Genomic DNA, 16,057 nt, shown 5'->3' on the forward strand with positions numbered 1-16,057 from the left:
TTTGCATGTTCGGTTTTCTGCGCGGCTATTTTTCCAATGACCTGGCAATCGACCTCGGCACGTCGAACACCCTGATTTACATGCGTGGCAAGGGCATCGTGCTGGACGAACCCTCGGTGGTTTCGATTCGTCAGGAAGGCGGTCCGAACGGCAAGAAGATCATTCTGGCCGTCGGCAAGGAAGCAAAACAGATGCTCGGCAAGGTGCCGGGCAATATCGAGGCGATCCGCCCGATGAAGGACGGCGTGATCGCCGACTTCAACATCACCCAGCAGATGATCAAGCGCTTCATTCAGATGGCGCACGAGTCGCGTATGTTCGCGCCGTCGCCGCGCATCATCATCTGCGTGCCGTGCGGGTCCACCCAGGTGGAGCGGCGCGCGATCAAGGAGGCCGCGCACAGTGCGGGCGCCTCGCAGGTCTATCTGATCGAGGAGCCGATGGCCGCGGCCACGGGTGCGGGCCTGCCGGTCTCGGACCCGACCGGCTCGATGGTGGTCGATATCGGCGGCGGCACCACGGAAGTGGGCGTGATCTCGCTCGGCGGCATCGTCTATAAAGGCTCGGTGCGCGTGGGTGGCGACAAGTTCGACGACGCGATCGTCAATTACATTCGCCGCAACTACGGCATGCTGATCGGCGAGCAAACGGCCGAAGCGATCAAGAAGGAAATCGGCTCCGCGTTTCCGGGCTCCGAGGTCAAGGAGATGGAAGTCAAGGGCCGCAATATGTCGGAAGGCATTCCGCGCAGCTTCACGGTGTCCAGCAACGAGATTCTCGAAGCGCTGACCGATCCGCTCAACCAGATCGTCTCGGCCGTGAAGATCGCGCTGGAACAGACGCCGCCGGAACTCGGCGCGGACATCGCCGAACGCGGCATCATGCTGGCGGGCGGCGGCGCGCTGTTGCGCGATCTCGACCGGTTGCTGGCCGAGGAAACCGGCTTGCCGGTGTTCGTCGCCGAAGCGCCGCTGACCTGCGTGGTGCGCGGCTCGGGCATGGCGCTTGAGCGCATCGACAAGTTCGGCGGCGCGTTCTCTTACGAGTGAGCCTGGCGCGCATCCGGACGCTCAGGCCGCTCAGGACACGAACGGCAGCTTGCTGTCGCGCGCCGCGGCGAGCATGGAGAGCGTGATCTTGCGCACTTCCAGCTTGCTCTGCGTGATATGCGCGCGCAGCAGAATGATCGCTTCGGTCAGCCGGTTGCGTTCGATCAGGTTGAGCATGGTGGAATGCTCGTCGTAGGTAGCGCTGGTGCGGTGCGGTTTCAGAAAATCGAGCCGCCGCACGATGCGGATGCGCTCGGTCACTTCGTTATGCACGCGCAGCATTTCCGCATTGCCGGTGGCGGCGACGAGTTGCCGGTGAAAGTTTTCGTCCATGCCGAACATTTTCACCGGATCGCTCTCGCGCAACTCGGGCGCGACGCACCAGACCGCCTTCAATTCCTCGACGGCCGCATGCGCGATGTCGCCGCCCGCGCCCACCCGCTCCACCGCCGCGACTTCCAGCACGATGCGCAAATCGTAGAGCTGATCGAGCTGATCGAAGTTGATCGGCGACACTTTCCAGCCGCGCCGGAAGCCGACCTCCAGGTAGCCCTCGCGTTGCAGACGGAACAGGCCGTCGCGCATCGGCGTGCGTGACACGCCGTAGTGCTGCGCAATGCCGTTTTCCGAAAAACGATCGCCGGGAAACAGGCGAAAGCTGAAGATATCGGTCTTGAGTTGCTGATAGACCTGCTCGGCGAGCGGATTGGCCGCGGCCGGCGCGGCGGGCGCCTCCTGCACGCCTGAAGCGGCGGGCGTCTCCAGCAGATTCGTCGGGTCGTCGTTCATGATGCCAAGGTCCCTTTTTTCTTATTATCGGCGTTTCATGGGCTGGGGATAAGACTCACATGCGCGGCGACGATTTTCCAGCCATCGTCGGGACTCAGTCTCGCCCACGTTTGCATCTGTCGCCCGAGCAACGGCGTGGCGTCGCTGGTGAATTCGGTGCTGACCGTGGCGAAGTCGGTGCCGAAAGTGGTCACTACAGTTCGATGCAGCTTGCGCGACTTCGGCACCGGCTCGCACTGCTCACGCCAGGCACGGATCGCCTCGCCGCCATGCTGGATTTCCGCGATGCCGTAGCGCACCGTTTCCGGTGTGTGCCAGAACTGCGCGTTCATCGCCGCGACGTCGTTGTCGACCAGCGCGCGCTCGTATTCGATGAACGCCGCGTGCACCTGTGCCACGATTTCGGGCTGATTTACTTCCATGCTTGGGTCGTCTCGTCGATTTTGGTCAGTGAAGCAAGAGGCGCGGTCCAGCCGACAATGCCGCCTTGCGAGCGCACCATGTCGAGCGTGGCCTGTTTGAAGGCGGGGAAATAGCTCGCGGTGGCGTCTTCGATCAGCAGGCTGTCATAGCCACGGTCGTTGGCCTCGCGCATCGAGGTTTGCACGCACACTTCGGTGGTCACGCCGGCAAACACGAGATGCGTGATGCCACGCATCGCCAGTTCCTCGCCGAGGCGCGTCGCGTAGAAGGCGCCCTTGCCCGGTTTGTCGATCACCAGTTCGCCGGCCAGCGGCGCGAGCGGCTCGATGATCGCGTTGCCGGGCTCGCCGCGAATCAGGATGCGCCCCATCGGCCCGGCATCGCCGATGCGCGCATTCGGCGCGCCGCGCAGACGTTTGGCCGGCGGACAGTCGGACAGATCCGCCGCATGCGATTCACGCGTATGCACGACGAACCATCCATGCTTGCGTGCGAAGGCCAGCAACGCGGCTACGGTCGGCACGATTTCCGCGAGCAGCGAGACGTCGTTGCCAAGCGATTCGCCGAAGCCGCCCGGCTCGATGAAATCACGCTGCATGTCGATCACGACCAGCGCGGTTTTCGTGGAATCGAAACTGAACGGGCCGGGTTGGGCGTTGATCGTTACCCTGTGAGTCGATGTCATTCGATGGCTTCCCTCAGTTTTTCGGCCGGCGCGACGGGCCGCGTGGGCGTGTCGCCGTGGCCGGCCATATGCTGGCCGAGCACGGTGCGATCCGCGCGGGCCGCCGGGGTTTCGAACACCAGCTCGCCCTCGGCGATCACCATGATGCGGTCGGCGAGTTCGAGCAGTTCGTCGAGGTCCTCGCTGACCAGCAGCACCGCCGCGCCCATATCGCGCGCGGCCATCAGACGCGCATGAATATCGGCCACCGACGCGAAGTCGAGTCCGAACACCGGATTCGCGACGATCAGCACATCCACCGGCTGCCCGAGTTCGCGCGCCAGCACGGCGCGTTGCACGTTGCCGCCCGAGAGCGTGCCGATCGCGCGTTCCGGTACTGGCGGGCGCACGTTGAATTCGCCGATCAACTGCGTGGCACGCTCGCGCATGGCGCGGCGATCGAGCCACCAGCCGCCGCGCCGCAACGGCTCGCGGTCGAAGTCACGCAGCGCGAGATTCTGTGCCACGCTCATGCCACCGACGCAGGCGTTTTTCAGCGGCTCTTCAGGAATCGCGAAGACCCGCCGTTGCGTCATCTGTTCGCGGGTCGCCTGGTAAGGTTTGCCGGCGACCTGCATGTCGCCGGTCTTCACCCGGCGCTGGCCGACCAGCGCTTCCACCAGTTCCTTCTGGCCGTTGCCGGAGACGCCCGCGAGCCCGAGAATTTCGCCCGCGCGCACGGACAGCGTCGCGTGCTTCACCGCTGTGTGGCCGCGATCGTCTTCCACGGATACATCGCGCAACGCGAGGCGCACTTGCGCGGACTCGTCGAGCGGTTTGCGCTGAACGCGTTTCTCCGTCACCGCGGCCATGACAGGCGCGTTGTCCGTTGCGACCGCGCCCATCATCCACGCGGCGAGTTCGTCGCGGCTGGTGTTCGCCACCGCGCTGGTGCCGACCTGACGCCCCTTGCGCAACACGGTGACGTCGTCGGCGTAGGCCATCACCTCGCGAAACTTGTGCGTGATCATCAGCACGGTCAACTCGCCGCTCGTGGTCAGGTCGCGCATCAGGCCGAGCACTTCGTCGGCTTCCTGCGGCGTCAGCACGGAAGTCGGTTCGTCGAGTATCAGGAAGCGCTGCTGCAAGTAGAGCTGCTTCAGGATTTCGAGCTTCTGCTTTTCCCCGGCGGCGAGCGACGCGACCGGCGCGTCGAGCGGCAAGCGAAACGGCATGCGCTGCATGAACGCGGCGAGCGCCGCACGCTCCGCTTTCCAGTCGATTTTCCACGGCATCTGCCCGCGCGCGAGCAGCAAGTTCTCTTCGACAGACAACCCCGAGGCCAGCGTGAAATGCTGATACACCATGCCGATGCCGAGCGCCTGCGCGTCGCGCGGCGAGTGGATATGCACTTCGCGGCCATCGGCGGCAATCTGTCCGTCGTCGAGCACGCCGTAGCCGACGAGTCCCTTCACGAGCGTGCTCTTGCCCGCGCCGTTCTCGCCGAGCAACGCGTGGATCGTGCCGGCCTTCACCTTGATCGAGACGCCATCCAGCGCGCGAAACGCGCCGAACGATTTGCTCGCATTCAGCACTTCAACACCGAGGGCTTGCCGTACGGTCGACATGATCATCCACCTAGCATTTGCAGCAAGGCGCCGGAGTCCGACACCGTGCCGAACACGCCGCCTTGCATCGTGATCATGTGCAAGGCGGCGTCGTGATTGCTTTTGTCGGTCGCGCCGCAGCAGTCGGCGAGCACCGTGCATTCGAACCCACGGTCGTTGGCTTCGCGCATGGTCGTGTGCACGCAGACATCGGTCGTGATGCCGGTCAGAATCAGATTCTCGATGCCGCGCGTGCGCAGGATCAGTTCGAGATCGGTCGCGCAGAACGAGCCTTTACCGGGTTTGTCGATGACGATCTCGCCCGCCAGCGGCTTCAGTTCGTCGATGATGTCCCAGCCCGGTTCGCCGCGCACGAGAATCTTGCCGCACGGACCGTCGTCGCCGATGCCCACGCCGTCGGTGCCCGCGCGGCGGCTGCGCCAGCGTTTGTTGGCGGGCAGATCGGAGAGATCCGGACGATGCCCTTCACGCGTGTGAATGATCGTGAAGCCCTGCTCGCGCATCGCCTTCAGCACGCGTTTGATCGGCTCGATCGGCGCGCGCGTGAGCGAGAGGTCGTAGCCCATCTTGTCGACGTAGCCGCCGTGGCCGCAGAAATCCGTCTGCATGTCGATGATCACGAGCGCGGTGTTCTCCGGGCGCAGGTTGCCGTCGTAGGGCCACGGGTAGGGTCTCGCTTCGATGAATCGGGTCATGGTCGAAATATCCTGGGTAGGGTTCGTGAGAATCGGCAAGGTCCGCGGATGCGCGAGCATGTCAGCGAGTCAGGCTCAGCTCGCCTGGCGCGCCCGCCAGCGTGCGATCCGGACGGCAATTGATGATCATGATCACGAGCGTCAGCACATACGGCGCGGCGTTGTAGAGGTAGTAGCCGCTCGTCACGCCGATCGCCTGCAACGCCGGGCCGAGCGCGCCCGCGGCGCCGAACAGCAACGCGGCCCACAGACAGCGCAACGGCTGCCAGCGCGCGAAGATCACGAGCGCGACCGCCATCAACCCTTGGCCGCTGGAAAGCCCTTCGTTCCAGCTCCCCGGATAGACCAGCGACAGATACGCACCGCCGATGCCCGCGAACACGCCGCCCACCGCCGTCGCCGCGATGCGCACGCGCGTCAGCGGATAGCCCATCGCGCGCGCGGTTTCCGCGTGATCGCCGACGAGCCGCAGCACCATGCCCCAGCGCGTATTGCGCAAGCCCCATTGCAAAACGAACGCGAGCGCCACGCCGATCACGAACAGCAGATTCAGATGCAGCGCGTTATGCAGTTGCGGCGACGAACTCCAGGCGCCGAGATCGATGAACGGCAGCATCGGCGCTTGCGGTTCGATAAACGGTTTGCCGAGATAGAACGCGAGTCCGGTGCCGAGCAACATCAGCGCGATGCCGAAGGCGATGTCCGACACGCGCGGCAATGAGCACACGAGGCCATGCAGACAGCCGAGCAGCAAGCCGACCGCGCCCGCCGCGAGCACGCCGACCCACGGCGAGCCACTCAGAAACGCGCCGGCATAACCGCTCATCGCGCCCGACACGAGAATGCCTTCCAGGCCGAGATTCACGCGGCCGCCCTTCTCGGTCAGACACTCGCCGAGACTGACGAACAGATAAGGCGTGCTGACGCGGATCGCACCCGCGAACAGCGACAGCAACAGGATGACGATGGGCGAGTGCATATCAGGCATGGGTCTGCTCCAGTTGCACGGGAAGATCGGTCTGCGCGGCGGCCTGCAACTTCACGCGCCATGTGGCGATGCGGCCGCCGAGCGCTTCCCACGCGAGCAGGTTGGCGAACAGCAGGCCTTGCAGGACGAGCGTGGTGGCGTCGGGCAAGTCGAGGCGCCGTTGCAGCAGACTGCCGCTTGCCTCGATGCCGCCGATCATCAGCGCGCACGCGATGATCGCGAGCGGATTCTGGCGCGCCGCGAAGGCGACGAGAATGCCCGCGTAACCGTAGCCCGCGAGCAGCGACGCGTTCGCGCTGCCCTGCACCGCCGCGACTTCGAACATGCCGCCGAGGCCGGCCGCTGCGCCGCCCAGCACGCACGCCGTCAGCGCAAGCGCATTGACCGGCAAGCCGACCAGACGCGCGGCGCGATTGCTGCCGCCCACTACGCGCATTGCAAAACCTTTGGTGCTGAACTTCACGAACACCCACGCCGCGATGCACGCGACGATGCCCCAGAACAGGCCCCAATGTATTTCGAGTCCGGGGATCGAGCCGATCATCATCGCGTCGGGGACCGGCAGCGTCGACGGTTTGTTCAGGCTTGCGGGATCGCGCAGCGGCCCTTCCACGAGATGCTTGAACACCGCAATCGCGATATACGACATCAACAGACTGCTGATCGTCTCGTTGACGCCGCGCCACTGCCGCAACGCGCCGACCGCACCGATCCAGACGCCGCCGGCGAGCATGCCGGCGAGCGCCATCAACGGCGTGGCGATGAGCCAGGGCGTGTTATGCGGCAGCATCTGCGGGACGATGGCGGCGCACATGCCGCCGAGTGCGAGCGCGCCCTCGCCGCCGATCACGATCAGCCCGACCTGCGCGGGCAAGGCGACGCACAACGCGGTCAGCATCAGCGGCGCGGCGCGCAGCAAGGTGCTTTGCCACGCGAACGAGGAACCGAACGCGCCCTGGAAAATCAGCGCGATCGCGTCGGGCGCCGGCTGTCCCTGCACCAGCAGGAACAGCGAGAACAGCAGCAAGGTGCCGAGCACCGCCAGCACGGTCGGCAACGCGGGCAAGAACGAGAGCATCACTCTCGCGGCAGAGGCATTGGGGCGCATCACGGCTCCTTGGTTGACGCAAACGTCGTCACGCAAACATCGCCGTCATCGGAATCAGATCTGGCCGACGACGCCCGCGACCAGATAGTTCATGCTTTCCAGGGTGTAGTCGGTCTGGCTGTGACTCGCGCCGGAAGCGATCGCCGTGCCGCCCTTGTTGTCCTTCATCGGGCCTTTGAAGATCACGAAGTTGCCGGCCACCATGCTGCTTCTGATCGCGTCGGCGTTCTGCTTCGCGGTGGCCGTGACTTTCGCGCCGTACGGCGACATCTTCACGAAGCCCTCTTTCAGGCCGCCGCGCAGTACGTTGGGCTGCGCCGTGCCGGCTTGCGCGCCCGTCACCAGTTGCTTGTACGGTGTCGCCCAATCCCATTCCGCGCCGGTCAGATAACCCTTGGGCGCGAGCGCGGCCTGGCTCGCGTGATAGCCGCAACTCATCGCGCCGCGTTTTTCCGCGGTCTCAACCACCACCTTCGGGCCGTCAACGTGACAGGTCAGCACGTCGCAGCCCTGATCGACGAGGCTGTTAGTGGCTTCCGCTTCCTTGACCGGCATCGACCAGTCGCCCGTGAAAATCACCTGCGTGGTGATCGACGGATCGACTGACTGCGCGCCGAGCGTGAACGAATTGATGTTGCGCAGCACCTGTGGAATCGGCTTGGCCGCGACGAAGCCGAGCTTCTTGCTCTTCGTCATATGGCCGGCGACCACGCCGTTCAGGTACTGGCACTCGTCGATATAACCGAAGTAGCTGGTGATGTTCGACGGGTTGCCCTGCTTCCACAAACCGCCGCAATGAGCGAAGCGCACCTTCGGATACTTCGCCGCCATCTTCAGCACGTGCGGATCGAAGTAGCCGAACGAAGTCGCGAAGATGAGCGTGGCGCCGTCCTGTTCGATCATCGCTTCCATCGTCTTCTGCACGGCGATGGTTTCGGGCACGTTCTCCTCTTCCACCACCTTGACGTCGGGCATCTTCTTGATCACCGCGGCGGCTTGCGCCTGCGCCTGGTTGTAGCCGTAATCGCCGCGCGCGCCGACGTAGATCACGCCGACGGTGGTCTTCGGCGCGGCGAACACCGACTGGATGGGCAGAATGTTGCCGAGCGTCAACAGGCTGGCGCTCTTGATGAAATGGCGGCGGCTGGTCATGGTGTCCAATTCCTGATCGAGGGTTAGAGAGCGTTGGCCTGAGTGTCGGCTTGCGGCTTTGGCTTGAGGCTGGCCAGATACGCGAGCCAGCCGCCGAACGACGTGATGTCGAGTGCGCCGCTGTCGTCGCTCACGGCGGACGGCTCGCAGATGAAGCCTTTCACGCTGTGGCCGTCGGCGAGTTGCAATGTGCCGATGCCGAGCGGCGCGGGCACGTCGGCGACGAATTGGCCGAAGGTGCGCAGCGGCAGTTCCCACAGTTCGATGGCGATCGGCTGGCCTTGCTGCTGCGTCGCGCGCACGAGGCCGGGTTTCGGCGGCTGGGTGTTGGCGAGCGCGTAGAGCTTGTAGCCGGGCGCGGTGTGCGTCGCTTTCACGAAACGCGCGCCGGCTTCCTGGAGTTGCCAGTTCAACGGCTGGCCGCGTAGATGCGCGCCGACTACCGCGAGGGTGATGGCGGGCTCCTGGAATGGCAACGGCTGGATGAGTGTGGTCGTTGTCGTTGAAGCCTCCGCGGCATTCGCGAACAAAGCCTGAATCCGCGCGCCGAGTTCGGCGAGACGGCGGTCCGCGCCGCTCGGCGCGATCAGCGTGACGCCGGCCGGCAAACCGTCGCTGCGCCGCTGACACGGCACGGCCAACGCGCACAGATCGAGCAGGTTGACGAAGTTGGTGTAGTAGCCGAGTTGGCTGTTCAGTTCGACGGGATTGGCCTGCACGTCGGCGATCAGCGGATGTGTCGGCGTGGTGGGCACGATCAGGACGTCGATCGTGTCGAAGAGCGCTTCGGCGTGGCGTTTGAGATCGGCAAGCGCGTACTGGCCGTTGAAGGCATCGGCGGCGCTGAACTGCTCGGCCTTGCCGATCACTTTAGCCACGACCGCATCGATCGCTTCATGATGGGTTTCAAAGAAAGTGCCGAGCGCGGCGCGCCGTTCCGCGACCCACGGGCCGTCGTAGAGCAAGGCGGAAACGGCCTTGAGCGATTCGAAGTCGATAGCTTGCGTTGGCAGACGTAGGTGCGTCGTGAGCGTATCGAGTGCGGTTGAAAACGCCCGGCTCGCGATGGCATCGCCGTAAAACTCCAGTCGTTCCGGCACGCCGATGCGCGGAGCCGAACGCAGCAGGCCAAGGCTCGGCACCTTGCGCGAGTAGCCGTCGAGCGAATCGAAGCAGGCGATTTCGTCGAGCACGCGCCAGGCATCGTCGACGTCGTGTGCGAGCACCGAGATCGTGTCGAGGCTTCGGCACGCGGGCACCACGCCGCGTTTGCTGACCAGTCCCAGCGAAGGTTTCAGACCGACCAGCCCATTGAATCCCGCCGGCACACGTCCCGAACCAGCTGTGTCGGTGCCGAGCGAAAACGCCACGCAACCCGCTGCCACGGCAACCGCCGAGCCCGAGCTCGACCCACCCGACACGCGCAGTGGCGACTCGGTGTGCCGCACGGCGCCATACGGCGAACGCGTGCCGACGAGGCCGGTGGCGAACTGATCGAGATTGGTCTTGCCGATGAGGATGGCGCCGGCGTCGATGAGCCGCTGCACGGCGAACGCCGATGTGTCCGGCGTATAGCCGAAGGAGTCGCAAGCGGCCGTGGTCGGCAAGCCGGCGACGTCGATGTTGTCCTTGACCGCGAACGGCACGCCGAACAGCGGCATCTGTTCGAACACGGCGCTGCCTTGTGCTTCGTATAACGCTTCGAGCGTTTTCGCGCGGGCCTGCAGGTCGGCTGTCGGCACGCGCAGAATCCAGACTTCGGGCCGGTCAATCGCGTCGATTTGCGCCAGCGCCGACGACACGGTTTCGGTCGGCGTGAGGCTTCCCGCAGCGTATGCCGCGAGCAGACCTTTGACCGTCATGGGGGAAGAAATAGACACCTGTTTTTCCTTGAGTTCAATCTTGAATACAAGTTTGGACTCGAATTAGCAGGAGCTATGCCAATTGCTTTTTCCGCCGTGTAGATTCGGTTCAAAGCCAAGCCAGGAGGCACTTCACCACTTCAGTCACAGCAACCGCGCCGCCCATGAAACCACGCCGCTCCGCGCTTCCGATGGTGCAGCGCTCACCAACTCGGGGCTCCCGCGCCCTGGATTCGCGCCGACTCGCGCGTCGGCAACGCGGGCTGCGATGTGCCGGCCGTGATGAATGCGCGCACCATCTCACGCGCCTCGTTTTGTGATCTTGCCGCTCACGCGTATCACCGAAGCTAAAAATTGGCGACCTATACTCGCGGCACCTTCCGGCGAACCCTCAGTAGCGGAGCCTCGATGCACAATCCGAACCCCGCCGGCACGCATGGCGGCATGGTCACCAGTCCGCACGCGTTAGCGAGCGAGGCCGGCCGCGACGTCCTGCGCGCGGGCGGCAACGCCATCGAAGCCGCCATCGCGATCGGCGCGGCGCTGTGTGTGACGTATCCGCATTTCACCGGACTCGGCGGCGACGCCTTCTGGGTGATCGGCGACCGGCAAGGGACGATGCGCACGTTATCGGGCATTGGCCAGGCCGTGGCGCAACTGCCGGCGTTCAACGGTGCGATCCCGTTGCGCGGTCCCGCGTCCGCGATCACCACCGCCGCGACCGTCGATACATGGCATCAGGCTTACGAAATCAGCCAAAGCGTTTGGGGCGGCGAGCAGTCGTGGTCGTCGCTGTTCGACCGTGCGCTCGAACTTGCCGTCGACGGCTATCCCGTCACACCGTCACAGCATTTCTGGCAAACCATGCGCGCCGACGAATTGCAGGCGTTGCCAGGTTTCGCGGCGACCTTCATGCCGCACGGCCATATTCCCGCGATCGACGAGCGCTTCGTGCAACCGGCGTTGGCAAAGACCCTCGAACGGATCGCGCGTTTCGGCGCAGGCGAATTCTATGAAGGCGACCTGGCTGAGCGAATCACCCATGGTCTCCGGCAAGCCGGTTCGCCACTCAGTGCTAGCGACCTCGCCCGCACGCATGCGCGGAATGAAGCGCCGCTGCGTGTCACTTATCGCGGTGGTGAACTGGTGAGCCTGCGCCCGCCCACGCAAGGCGTGACGACCTTGCAGATCATGGGCACCCTGGAGCGCTTCGATCTTGGATCGATTCCGGAAGGCAGCGCCGATTACTATCACCTGCTGGTGGAAGCCGTTAAATGCGCGTTCGTGGACCGTGATCGTTTCGTCTGCGATCCCGAGTTCAATATCGTGCCGGTCGACGAGATGCTCTCCCCCGCCACACTCGACGCTCACGCCCGCTCGATCCATCAGCGCAAAGCGCGAGCATGGCCGCATGTTTTCCGTCCGGGCGATACGGTGTTCATCGGCGCGACGGATCGCGAAGGCCGCAGCGTCAGCGTGCTGCAAACGGTCTACTTCGATTGGGGCAGTGGCGTGGTGGCGGGCGACACCGGCATTCTGTGGCACAACCGCGGCGCGTCGTTCAGCACGAATCCCGCGCATCACAACGCCGTGCAGCCGGGCAAGCGGCCTTTCCATACGCTCAACCCCGGCATGTATGTGAAGGATGGTCGCCCGCAACTGCTATTCGGCACGCAAGGCGCGGACGGTCAGCCGCAAACGCTGGCCGCGATTCTCACGCGGTTGATCGACTACGGCATGGACCCGCTGACCGCCCTCGCCCGTCCGCGCTTTCTGCTCGGCAAGACTTTCTCCGACACGCGCGATGCATTGAAGCTCGAAGCAGACGCCGGTGCCGAGGTATTCGCAGCACTCGCCGCACGTGGACATGAAGTGAGCGCGATCGATGCGCAAAGTCCGTTGGCGGGGCATCCAGGCGTGATTCGCATCGAGGCGGACGGGTCGGCCACGGGCGCGCACGATCCTCGCAGCGACGGCCGGGCACTTGCGGTGTGACGCACCGGGCGCCGACGCGTCACTCTAACGTGAAGCGGTCGCGCGTCGTCACATAGTCGCTCGCGCCGAAGCGGCCCACCGGGAAATAGTGTTGCAAGCGCACGCGCCACCTTTTCGTATCGATCAGTTCGTCCCGCGCGTGCAGCCGATGCACGCGTCCGATGAAAATTTGCCGGCTCGTCGTCTCCAGCGTCTCCCACGTCGTGCACTCGAACGCGACCGGCGCTTCGGCGATGCGTGGCGGCTTGACGTGCGAACTCGGCACCGGCGTCAAGCCGACCTCGGCAAGCTCGCTCACATTCGGCGGCAGCCTTTCCCCACAGCGATGCATTTTCCCGGCGATGGCTTCGTCCGCGAGATGCACCACGAACTCGCCGGTGCGCACGATATTCACCGCCGTGTCCTTCAGCGTGCCGTCGGCCACGCGGTTGACGCTGATCATCACGATCGGCGGCTCCTCGCCGAGCATGTTGAACATCGAGAACGGCGCGGCGTTGATCGTGCCGTCCGCGCCGAGCGTGGTGACAAGCGCGATCGGACGCGGCACGATCAGGCTCGCCATCAGCTTGTAACGCTGGTATTCGGTGATCGCTTCGAAGTCGATTTCCATGTCCACCGCCTAGTTGGGAGTCGCTGATGCGGTAATGCCGAGCAACTGGCCGAGGCTTTTTTCGCCACGCATCCGCGAGGTTTCGATCCGCTCTTCGAGGTCGCGCAGATGCGCTTCCATATGCGCGATCGCGCCCGCTGCATCGCGCGCCTCGATGCAATCGACGATCGCCGCGTGCTCCGCGTGTTCGCACGGCGCATGTCCTGGCGGCTCATACACGCCGACGATCAGCGAGCAGCGCGAGACCAGTTCCTTCAGATAGTTTTGCAGAATCGAGTTGCCCGCCAGCGCGGCGATGCGCATATGAAAACCGCTGGCGAGCGTCGCCCAGGAAGGCTGATCGAAGCGATGCATCGCTTCATGTTCGCTCGCGAGCTGTTGACGCAACGCCTTGATGTCTTTGGCGTTCGCGCGCTGCACGGCCAGCTCGACCAGCATCCGTTCGACGGAGCGTCGCGCCTCGAAGATCTCGCGCGTTTCCTCGGGCGTCGGTTCGGCGATCACCGCGCCCTTGTTCGGCCGCAATACGACGATGCCGTCATACGCGAGCTTTTCCAGTACGCGCCGCACCACCGCGCGGCCCACGCCGAACAATTGGCACAACTCGGGCTCCGGCAATTTCGTGCCCGGCGTCAGACGATGATTCAGCACGCCGTCGAAAATCGACTGGTAGATGCGTGCGTCGAGATCCGCGTCGTCTTTCACGGCTTTCTTCGCGGTGGCCGCGCCGGCTTTCGCGTTCACGCGACGGCCGGGCGCACGAGGCCGTCCCGCTCCATCACGTCCATATGATTTGCAATCGCGCCCGGCGTGGTGATCCACACGTCGCCTCGGGCGCGTGCCGCGGCGATATGCTCGAGCGCGCGGCGCAGATGCCGCAAGCGATACGGCTGCCCGACCAGATACGGATGGAGCGCGATGCCCATCACGAGCGCCTGTGGCTGCGCGCCGCGATTGGCCTGTTCGAGCATCTCGTCGAACTGGTCGATGATCATGTCGGCGAACGCGCGGCCATCCATATGGCGGCCCACCATCATCGGCAAATCGTTGAGTTCCTGCGGATACGGAATCGACCACAGCGGCGCACCGCGTGTGGCCATTCGCACGGGACGATCGTCGTGACACCAGTTCAGCGTATAGCGATAGCCGGTCTCGGCGAGCAGATCGGGCGTCAGATGAGACTCCGAAATCCACGGCGAAAGCCAGCCGTGCGGCGCCGTGCCGGACACTTCAGCGATCCGTTCGCGGCAATGCAGAAGCAGCTCACGTTCGCCGGTTTCGTCGAGATCGCTCTGGCGGTGCGCGTTCGTGTGGCCGTGGCCGATCAGTTCGTCGCCGCGCGCCACGCAGGCCGCGATCAACTCCGGGCAATGATCGTAGAGCGCGGTGTTGATGAGCGTCCCCGCGGGCAACGCGAGTTGATCGAACAGTTCGATGCAGCGCCACGCACCGACGCGATTGCCGTACTCGCGCCAGCTATGGTTCAGCACATCCGGTTGCGGCGAGACCGGACCGAGCGCGGCGCCGAGTCCTTCGCCAAAGGCAAAGTGTTCGATGTTGAAACCCAGATAGACCGCGAGCCCGCTGCCGCCAGGCCAGCGGTACGCGTCGCTGTCGGTGATCGGGCGGTACGCGAAGCGGCCATGCGTGGCGAGCAATTGACGCGCGCGGCTCTCTGCGGCGGGCATGTTCCGTGTGTCGTTCATTTGAAGAAGCCGTGGGTGAGGAAAAGCGCTGAGCCGCATCGGTGCATGAACCGGAATGGCCAGTTCATGCCCCGCGACGGACCCGGCACGCACCGTGATCGCGCAAAAGAATCGTTGGAATCGCTAACGATCGACGCTGAGGATCGTTTGCAATATGTGAGCCAACTCGTAGACGTTAAGCACACCGGCGTGTCGGCAATCAATCAAGCGCTCGAAGCAAACGATGGCACATGTCTTGCATTTGCTTGCCGTCGTTCAGGCGCGGCATTGGTTTTTGTGTGCCCGCTCTTCGCCGATTACGAGGACACCCCTTCATGATTCAGCCTGCCTCAACGGTGCTCGAAACCAAAGCCGCCGACATCGAGCTGGTGCACGTGTCGAAGCAATATGGCGACTCGCTCGCCGTCGACGCGATCGATCTACGCATCGCCGGCGGCCAGTACTGCTGCCTGCTCGGACCATCGGGATGCGGCAAGACCTCGACGCTGCGCATGATCGCCGGGCATGAATCGGTCACCGAAGGTGACATTCTGATTGCCGGCCGTAACGTCACGCGCGCCGAGCCCGCTGCTCGCGGCACAGCGATGGTGTTCCAGAACTACGCGCTGTTTCCGCATCTGAGTGCGCTCGACAACGTCGCGTTCAGCCTGAAAATGCGCGGCATCGGCAAAGACGCGCGGCGCAAGCGCGCCGCAGAGTTGCTCGAACTGGTCGCCATGTCCGCGTACGCCGAACGCAAACCAGCGCAGCTATCCGGCGGGCAGCAGCAACGCGTCGCGCTCGCCCGCGCGCTGCTGAATCAGCCGGGCTGCCTGTTACTCGACGAACCGCTCTCCGCGCTCGACCCGTTCCTGCGCGTGCAGATGCGCGCCGAACTCAAGCGCTGGCAAAAGGAACTCGGCATTACCTTCGTGCACGTTACCCATTCGCAGGAAGAAGCGATGGCACTCGCCGATCTCGTCGTGGTGATGAGTCATGGACGTATCGAACAAAGCGGCACGCCGCATGAAGTCTTCAACCGTCCGCGCACCGAATTTGTCGCGCGCTTTCTCGGCGGTCACAACGTCTTCAATACCCATGGCCGGTCGTTTACCGTGCGCGCCGATCATCTGCGCGTCGTGCCGCATGGCATTACGCCGGTGCAGAACGCGAGCGGCGACAACGGCATGACGCGTATCGGTGGCGTGCCTTGCACGGTGCGTGAAGCCGAATATCAGGGCACGCATCTGCGCGTGACGCTCGATCCGCTCGACGGGTCGCCCGAACTGGTCTCGCTCGTGAGCGACGGCGACTACGACCCGGCGCGGCTCGGTCCCGAGGCACGCGTGGTGGTCTGGTGGGAAGAGCGGCACGCGCATCCGCTCGCGGCGTGAGTATCGAACCCGCGT

16 protein-coding genes are annotated in these 16,057 nt (G+C 64.5%); 4 read left to right on the top strand and 12 right to left on the bottom strand.

The window, feature by feature from the left end; translation table 11 throughout:
• Positions 1–5: 5 nt before the first annotated feature.
• On the top strand, positions 6–1,049 hold the full coding sequence (locus PQR42_RS26360; protein WP_168790462.1) for a rod shape-determining protein: 1,044 nt from the start codon (positions 6–8) through the stop codon (positions 1,047–1,049).
• 30 nt (positions 1,050–1,079) lie between these two features.
• Here PQR42_RS26360 and PQR42_RS26365 read toward each other — a convergent pair whose 3' ends face one another.
• From PQR42_RS26365 to atzF, 9 genes are all read right to left on the bottom strand, one after another.
• Positions 1,080–1,838: a GntR family transcriptional regulator gene (locus tag PQR42_RS26365; RefSeq protein ID WP_408388098.1), complete on the bottom strand. Its 759-nt coding sequence runs from the start codon at positions 1,836–1,838 to the stop codon at positions 1,080–1,082.
• A gap of 35 nt (positions 1,839–1,873) precedes the next feature.
• A complete protein-coding gene (gene hpxZ, locus PQR42_RS26370) occupies positions 1,874–2,260 on the bottom strand; it encodes an oxalurate catabolism protein HpxZ (RefSeq protein ID WP_408388100.1) in 387 nt (128 codons plus the stop codon).
• On the bottom strand, positions 2,251–2,946 hold the full coding sequence (locus tag PQR42_RS26375; protein WP_408388102.1) for a cysteine hydrolase family protein: 696 nt from the start codon (positions 2,944–2,946) through the stop codon (positions 2,251–2,253). Before PQR42_RS26375 ends, hpxZ begins: the two co-directional genes overlap by 10 nt.
• Positions 2,943–4,553, bottom strand: a complete 1,611-nt coding sequence (locus PQR42_RS26380) for an ABC transporter ATP-binding protein (protein WP_408388104.1) — start codon at positions 4,551–4,553, stop codon at positions 2,943–2,945. The genes PQR42_RS26375 and PQR42_RS26380 overlap by 4 nt, the downstream gene beginning before the upstream one ends.
• Before the next feature lie 2 nt (positions 4,554–4,555).
• Positions 4,556–5,248 (bottom strand): biuret amidohydrolase, encoded by a 693-nt coding sequence (biuH, locus tag PQR42_RS26385; protein ID WP_408388106.1) that lies wholly within the window; start codon positions 5,246–5,248, stop codon positions 4,556–4,558.
• 61 nt (positions 5,249–5,309) lie between these two features.
• Complete coding sequence (locus tag PQR42_RS26390; protein ID WP_408207398.1) at positions 5,310–6,236, bottom strand: ABC transporter permease; 927 nt, start codon at positions 6,234–6,236, stop codon at positions 5,310–5,312.
• Positions 6,229–7,344, bottom strand: a complete 1,116-nt coding sequence (locus tag PQR42_RS26395) for an ABC transporter permease (protein ID WP_408388108.1) — start codon at positions 7,342–7,344, stop codon at positions 6,229–6,231. Before PQR42_RS26395 ends, PQR42_RS26390 begins: the two co-directional genes overlap by 8 nt.
• Positions 7,345–7,398: 54 nt before the next feature.
• Positions 7,399–8,496, bottom strand: a complete 1,098-nt coding sequence (locus PQR42_RS26400) for a BMP family ABC transporter substrate-binding protein (protein WP_408388110.1) — start codon at positions 8,494–8,496, stop codon at positions 7,399–7,401.
• Positions 8,497–8,519: 23 nt separating this feature from the next.
• The gene (atzF, locus tag PQR42_RS26405; protein WP_408388290.1) at positions 8,520–10,358 is read right to left on the bottom strand and encodes an allophanate hydrolase; all 1,839 of its coding nucleotides are present in this window, start codon (positions 10,356–10,358) and stop codon (positions 8,520–8,522) included.
• A gap of 408 nt (positions 10,359–10,766) precedes the next feature.
• Between atzF and PQR42_RS26410 the strand changes: the two genes are divergently transcribed.
• On the top strand, positions 10,767–12,353 hold the full coding sequence (locus tag PQR42_RS26410) for a gamma-glutamyltransferase family protein (protein WP_408388112.1): 1,587 nt from the start codon (positions 10,767–10,769) through the stop codon (positions 12,351–12,353).
• Between the two features lie 19 nt (positions 12,354–12,372).
• Here the strand turns inward: PQR42_RS26410 and PQR42_RS26415 are convergent, their stop codons facing one another.
• Genes PQR42_RS26415 through PQR42_RS26425 form a run of 3 tightly spaced genes read right to left on the bottom strand, consistent with a single transcriptional unit; the run spans position 12,373 to position 14,669 of the window.
• Entirely contained in the window at positions 12,373–12,963 is a 591-nt protein-coding gene (locus PQR42_RS26415) for a flavin reductase family protein (protein WP_408207406.1), read from the bottom strand.
• Positions 12,964–12,972: 9 nt separating this feature from the next.
• Positions 12,973–13,707, bottom strand: coding sequence for a GntR family transcriptional regulator (locus PQR42_RS26420; RefSeq protein WP_408388114.1), 735 nt, complete (start codon positions 13,705–13,707; stop codon positions 12,973–12,975).
• On the bottom strand, positions 13,704–14,669 hold the full coding sequence (locus PQR42_RS26425; RefSeq protein WP_408388116.1) for a polysaccharide deacetylase family protein: 966 nt from the start codon (positions 14,667–14,669) through the stop codon (positions 13,704–13,706). Before PQR42_RS26425 ends, PQR42_RS26420 begins: the two co-directional genes overlap by 4 nt.
• Before the next feature lie 45 nt (positions 14,670–14,714).
• Between PQR42_RS26425 and PQR42_RS26430 the strand changes: the two genes are divergently transcribed.
• Together PQR42_RS26430 and PQR42_RS26435 are read left to right on the top strand one after the other, a co-directional pair.
• On the top strand, positions 14,715–14,987 hold the full coding sequence (locus PQR42_RS26430) for a hypothetical protein (RefSeq protein ID WP_408388118.1): 273 nt from the start codon (positions 14,715–14,717) through the stop codon (positions 14,985–14,987).
• A complete protein-coding gene (locus PQR42_RS26435) occupies positions 14,984–16,042 on the top strand; it encodes an ABC transporter ATP-binding protein (protein ID WP_408388120.1) in 1,059 nt (352 codons plus the stop codon). The genes PQR42_RS26430 and PQR42_RS26435 overlap by 4 nt, the downstream gene beginning before the upstream one ends.
• The last annotated feature ends 15 nt before the right edge of the window (positions 16,043–16,057 follow it).

This window comes from Paraburkholderia sediminicola (genome assembly GCF_046027355.1).
GTDB classification, from domain to species: Bacteria; Pseudomonadota; Gammaproteobacteria; order Burkholderiales; family Burkholderiaceae; genus Paraburkholderia; species Paraburkholderia sediminicola_B.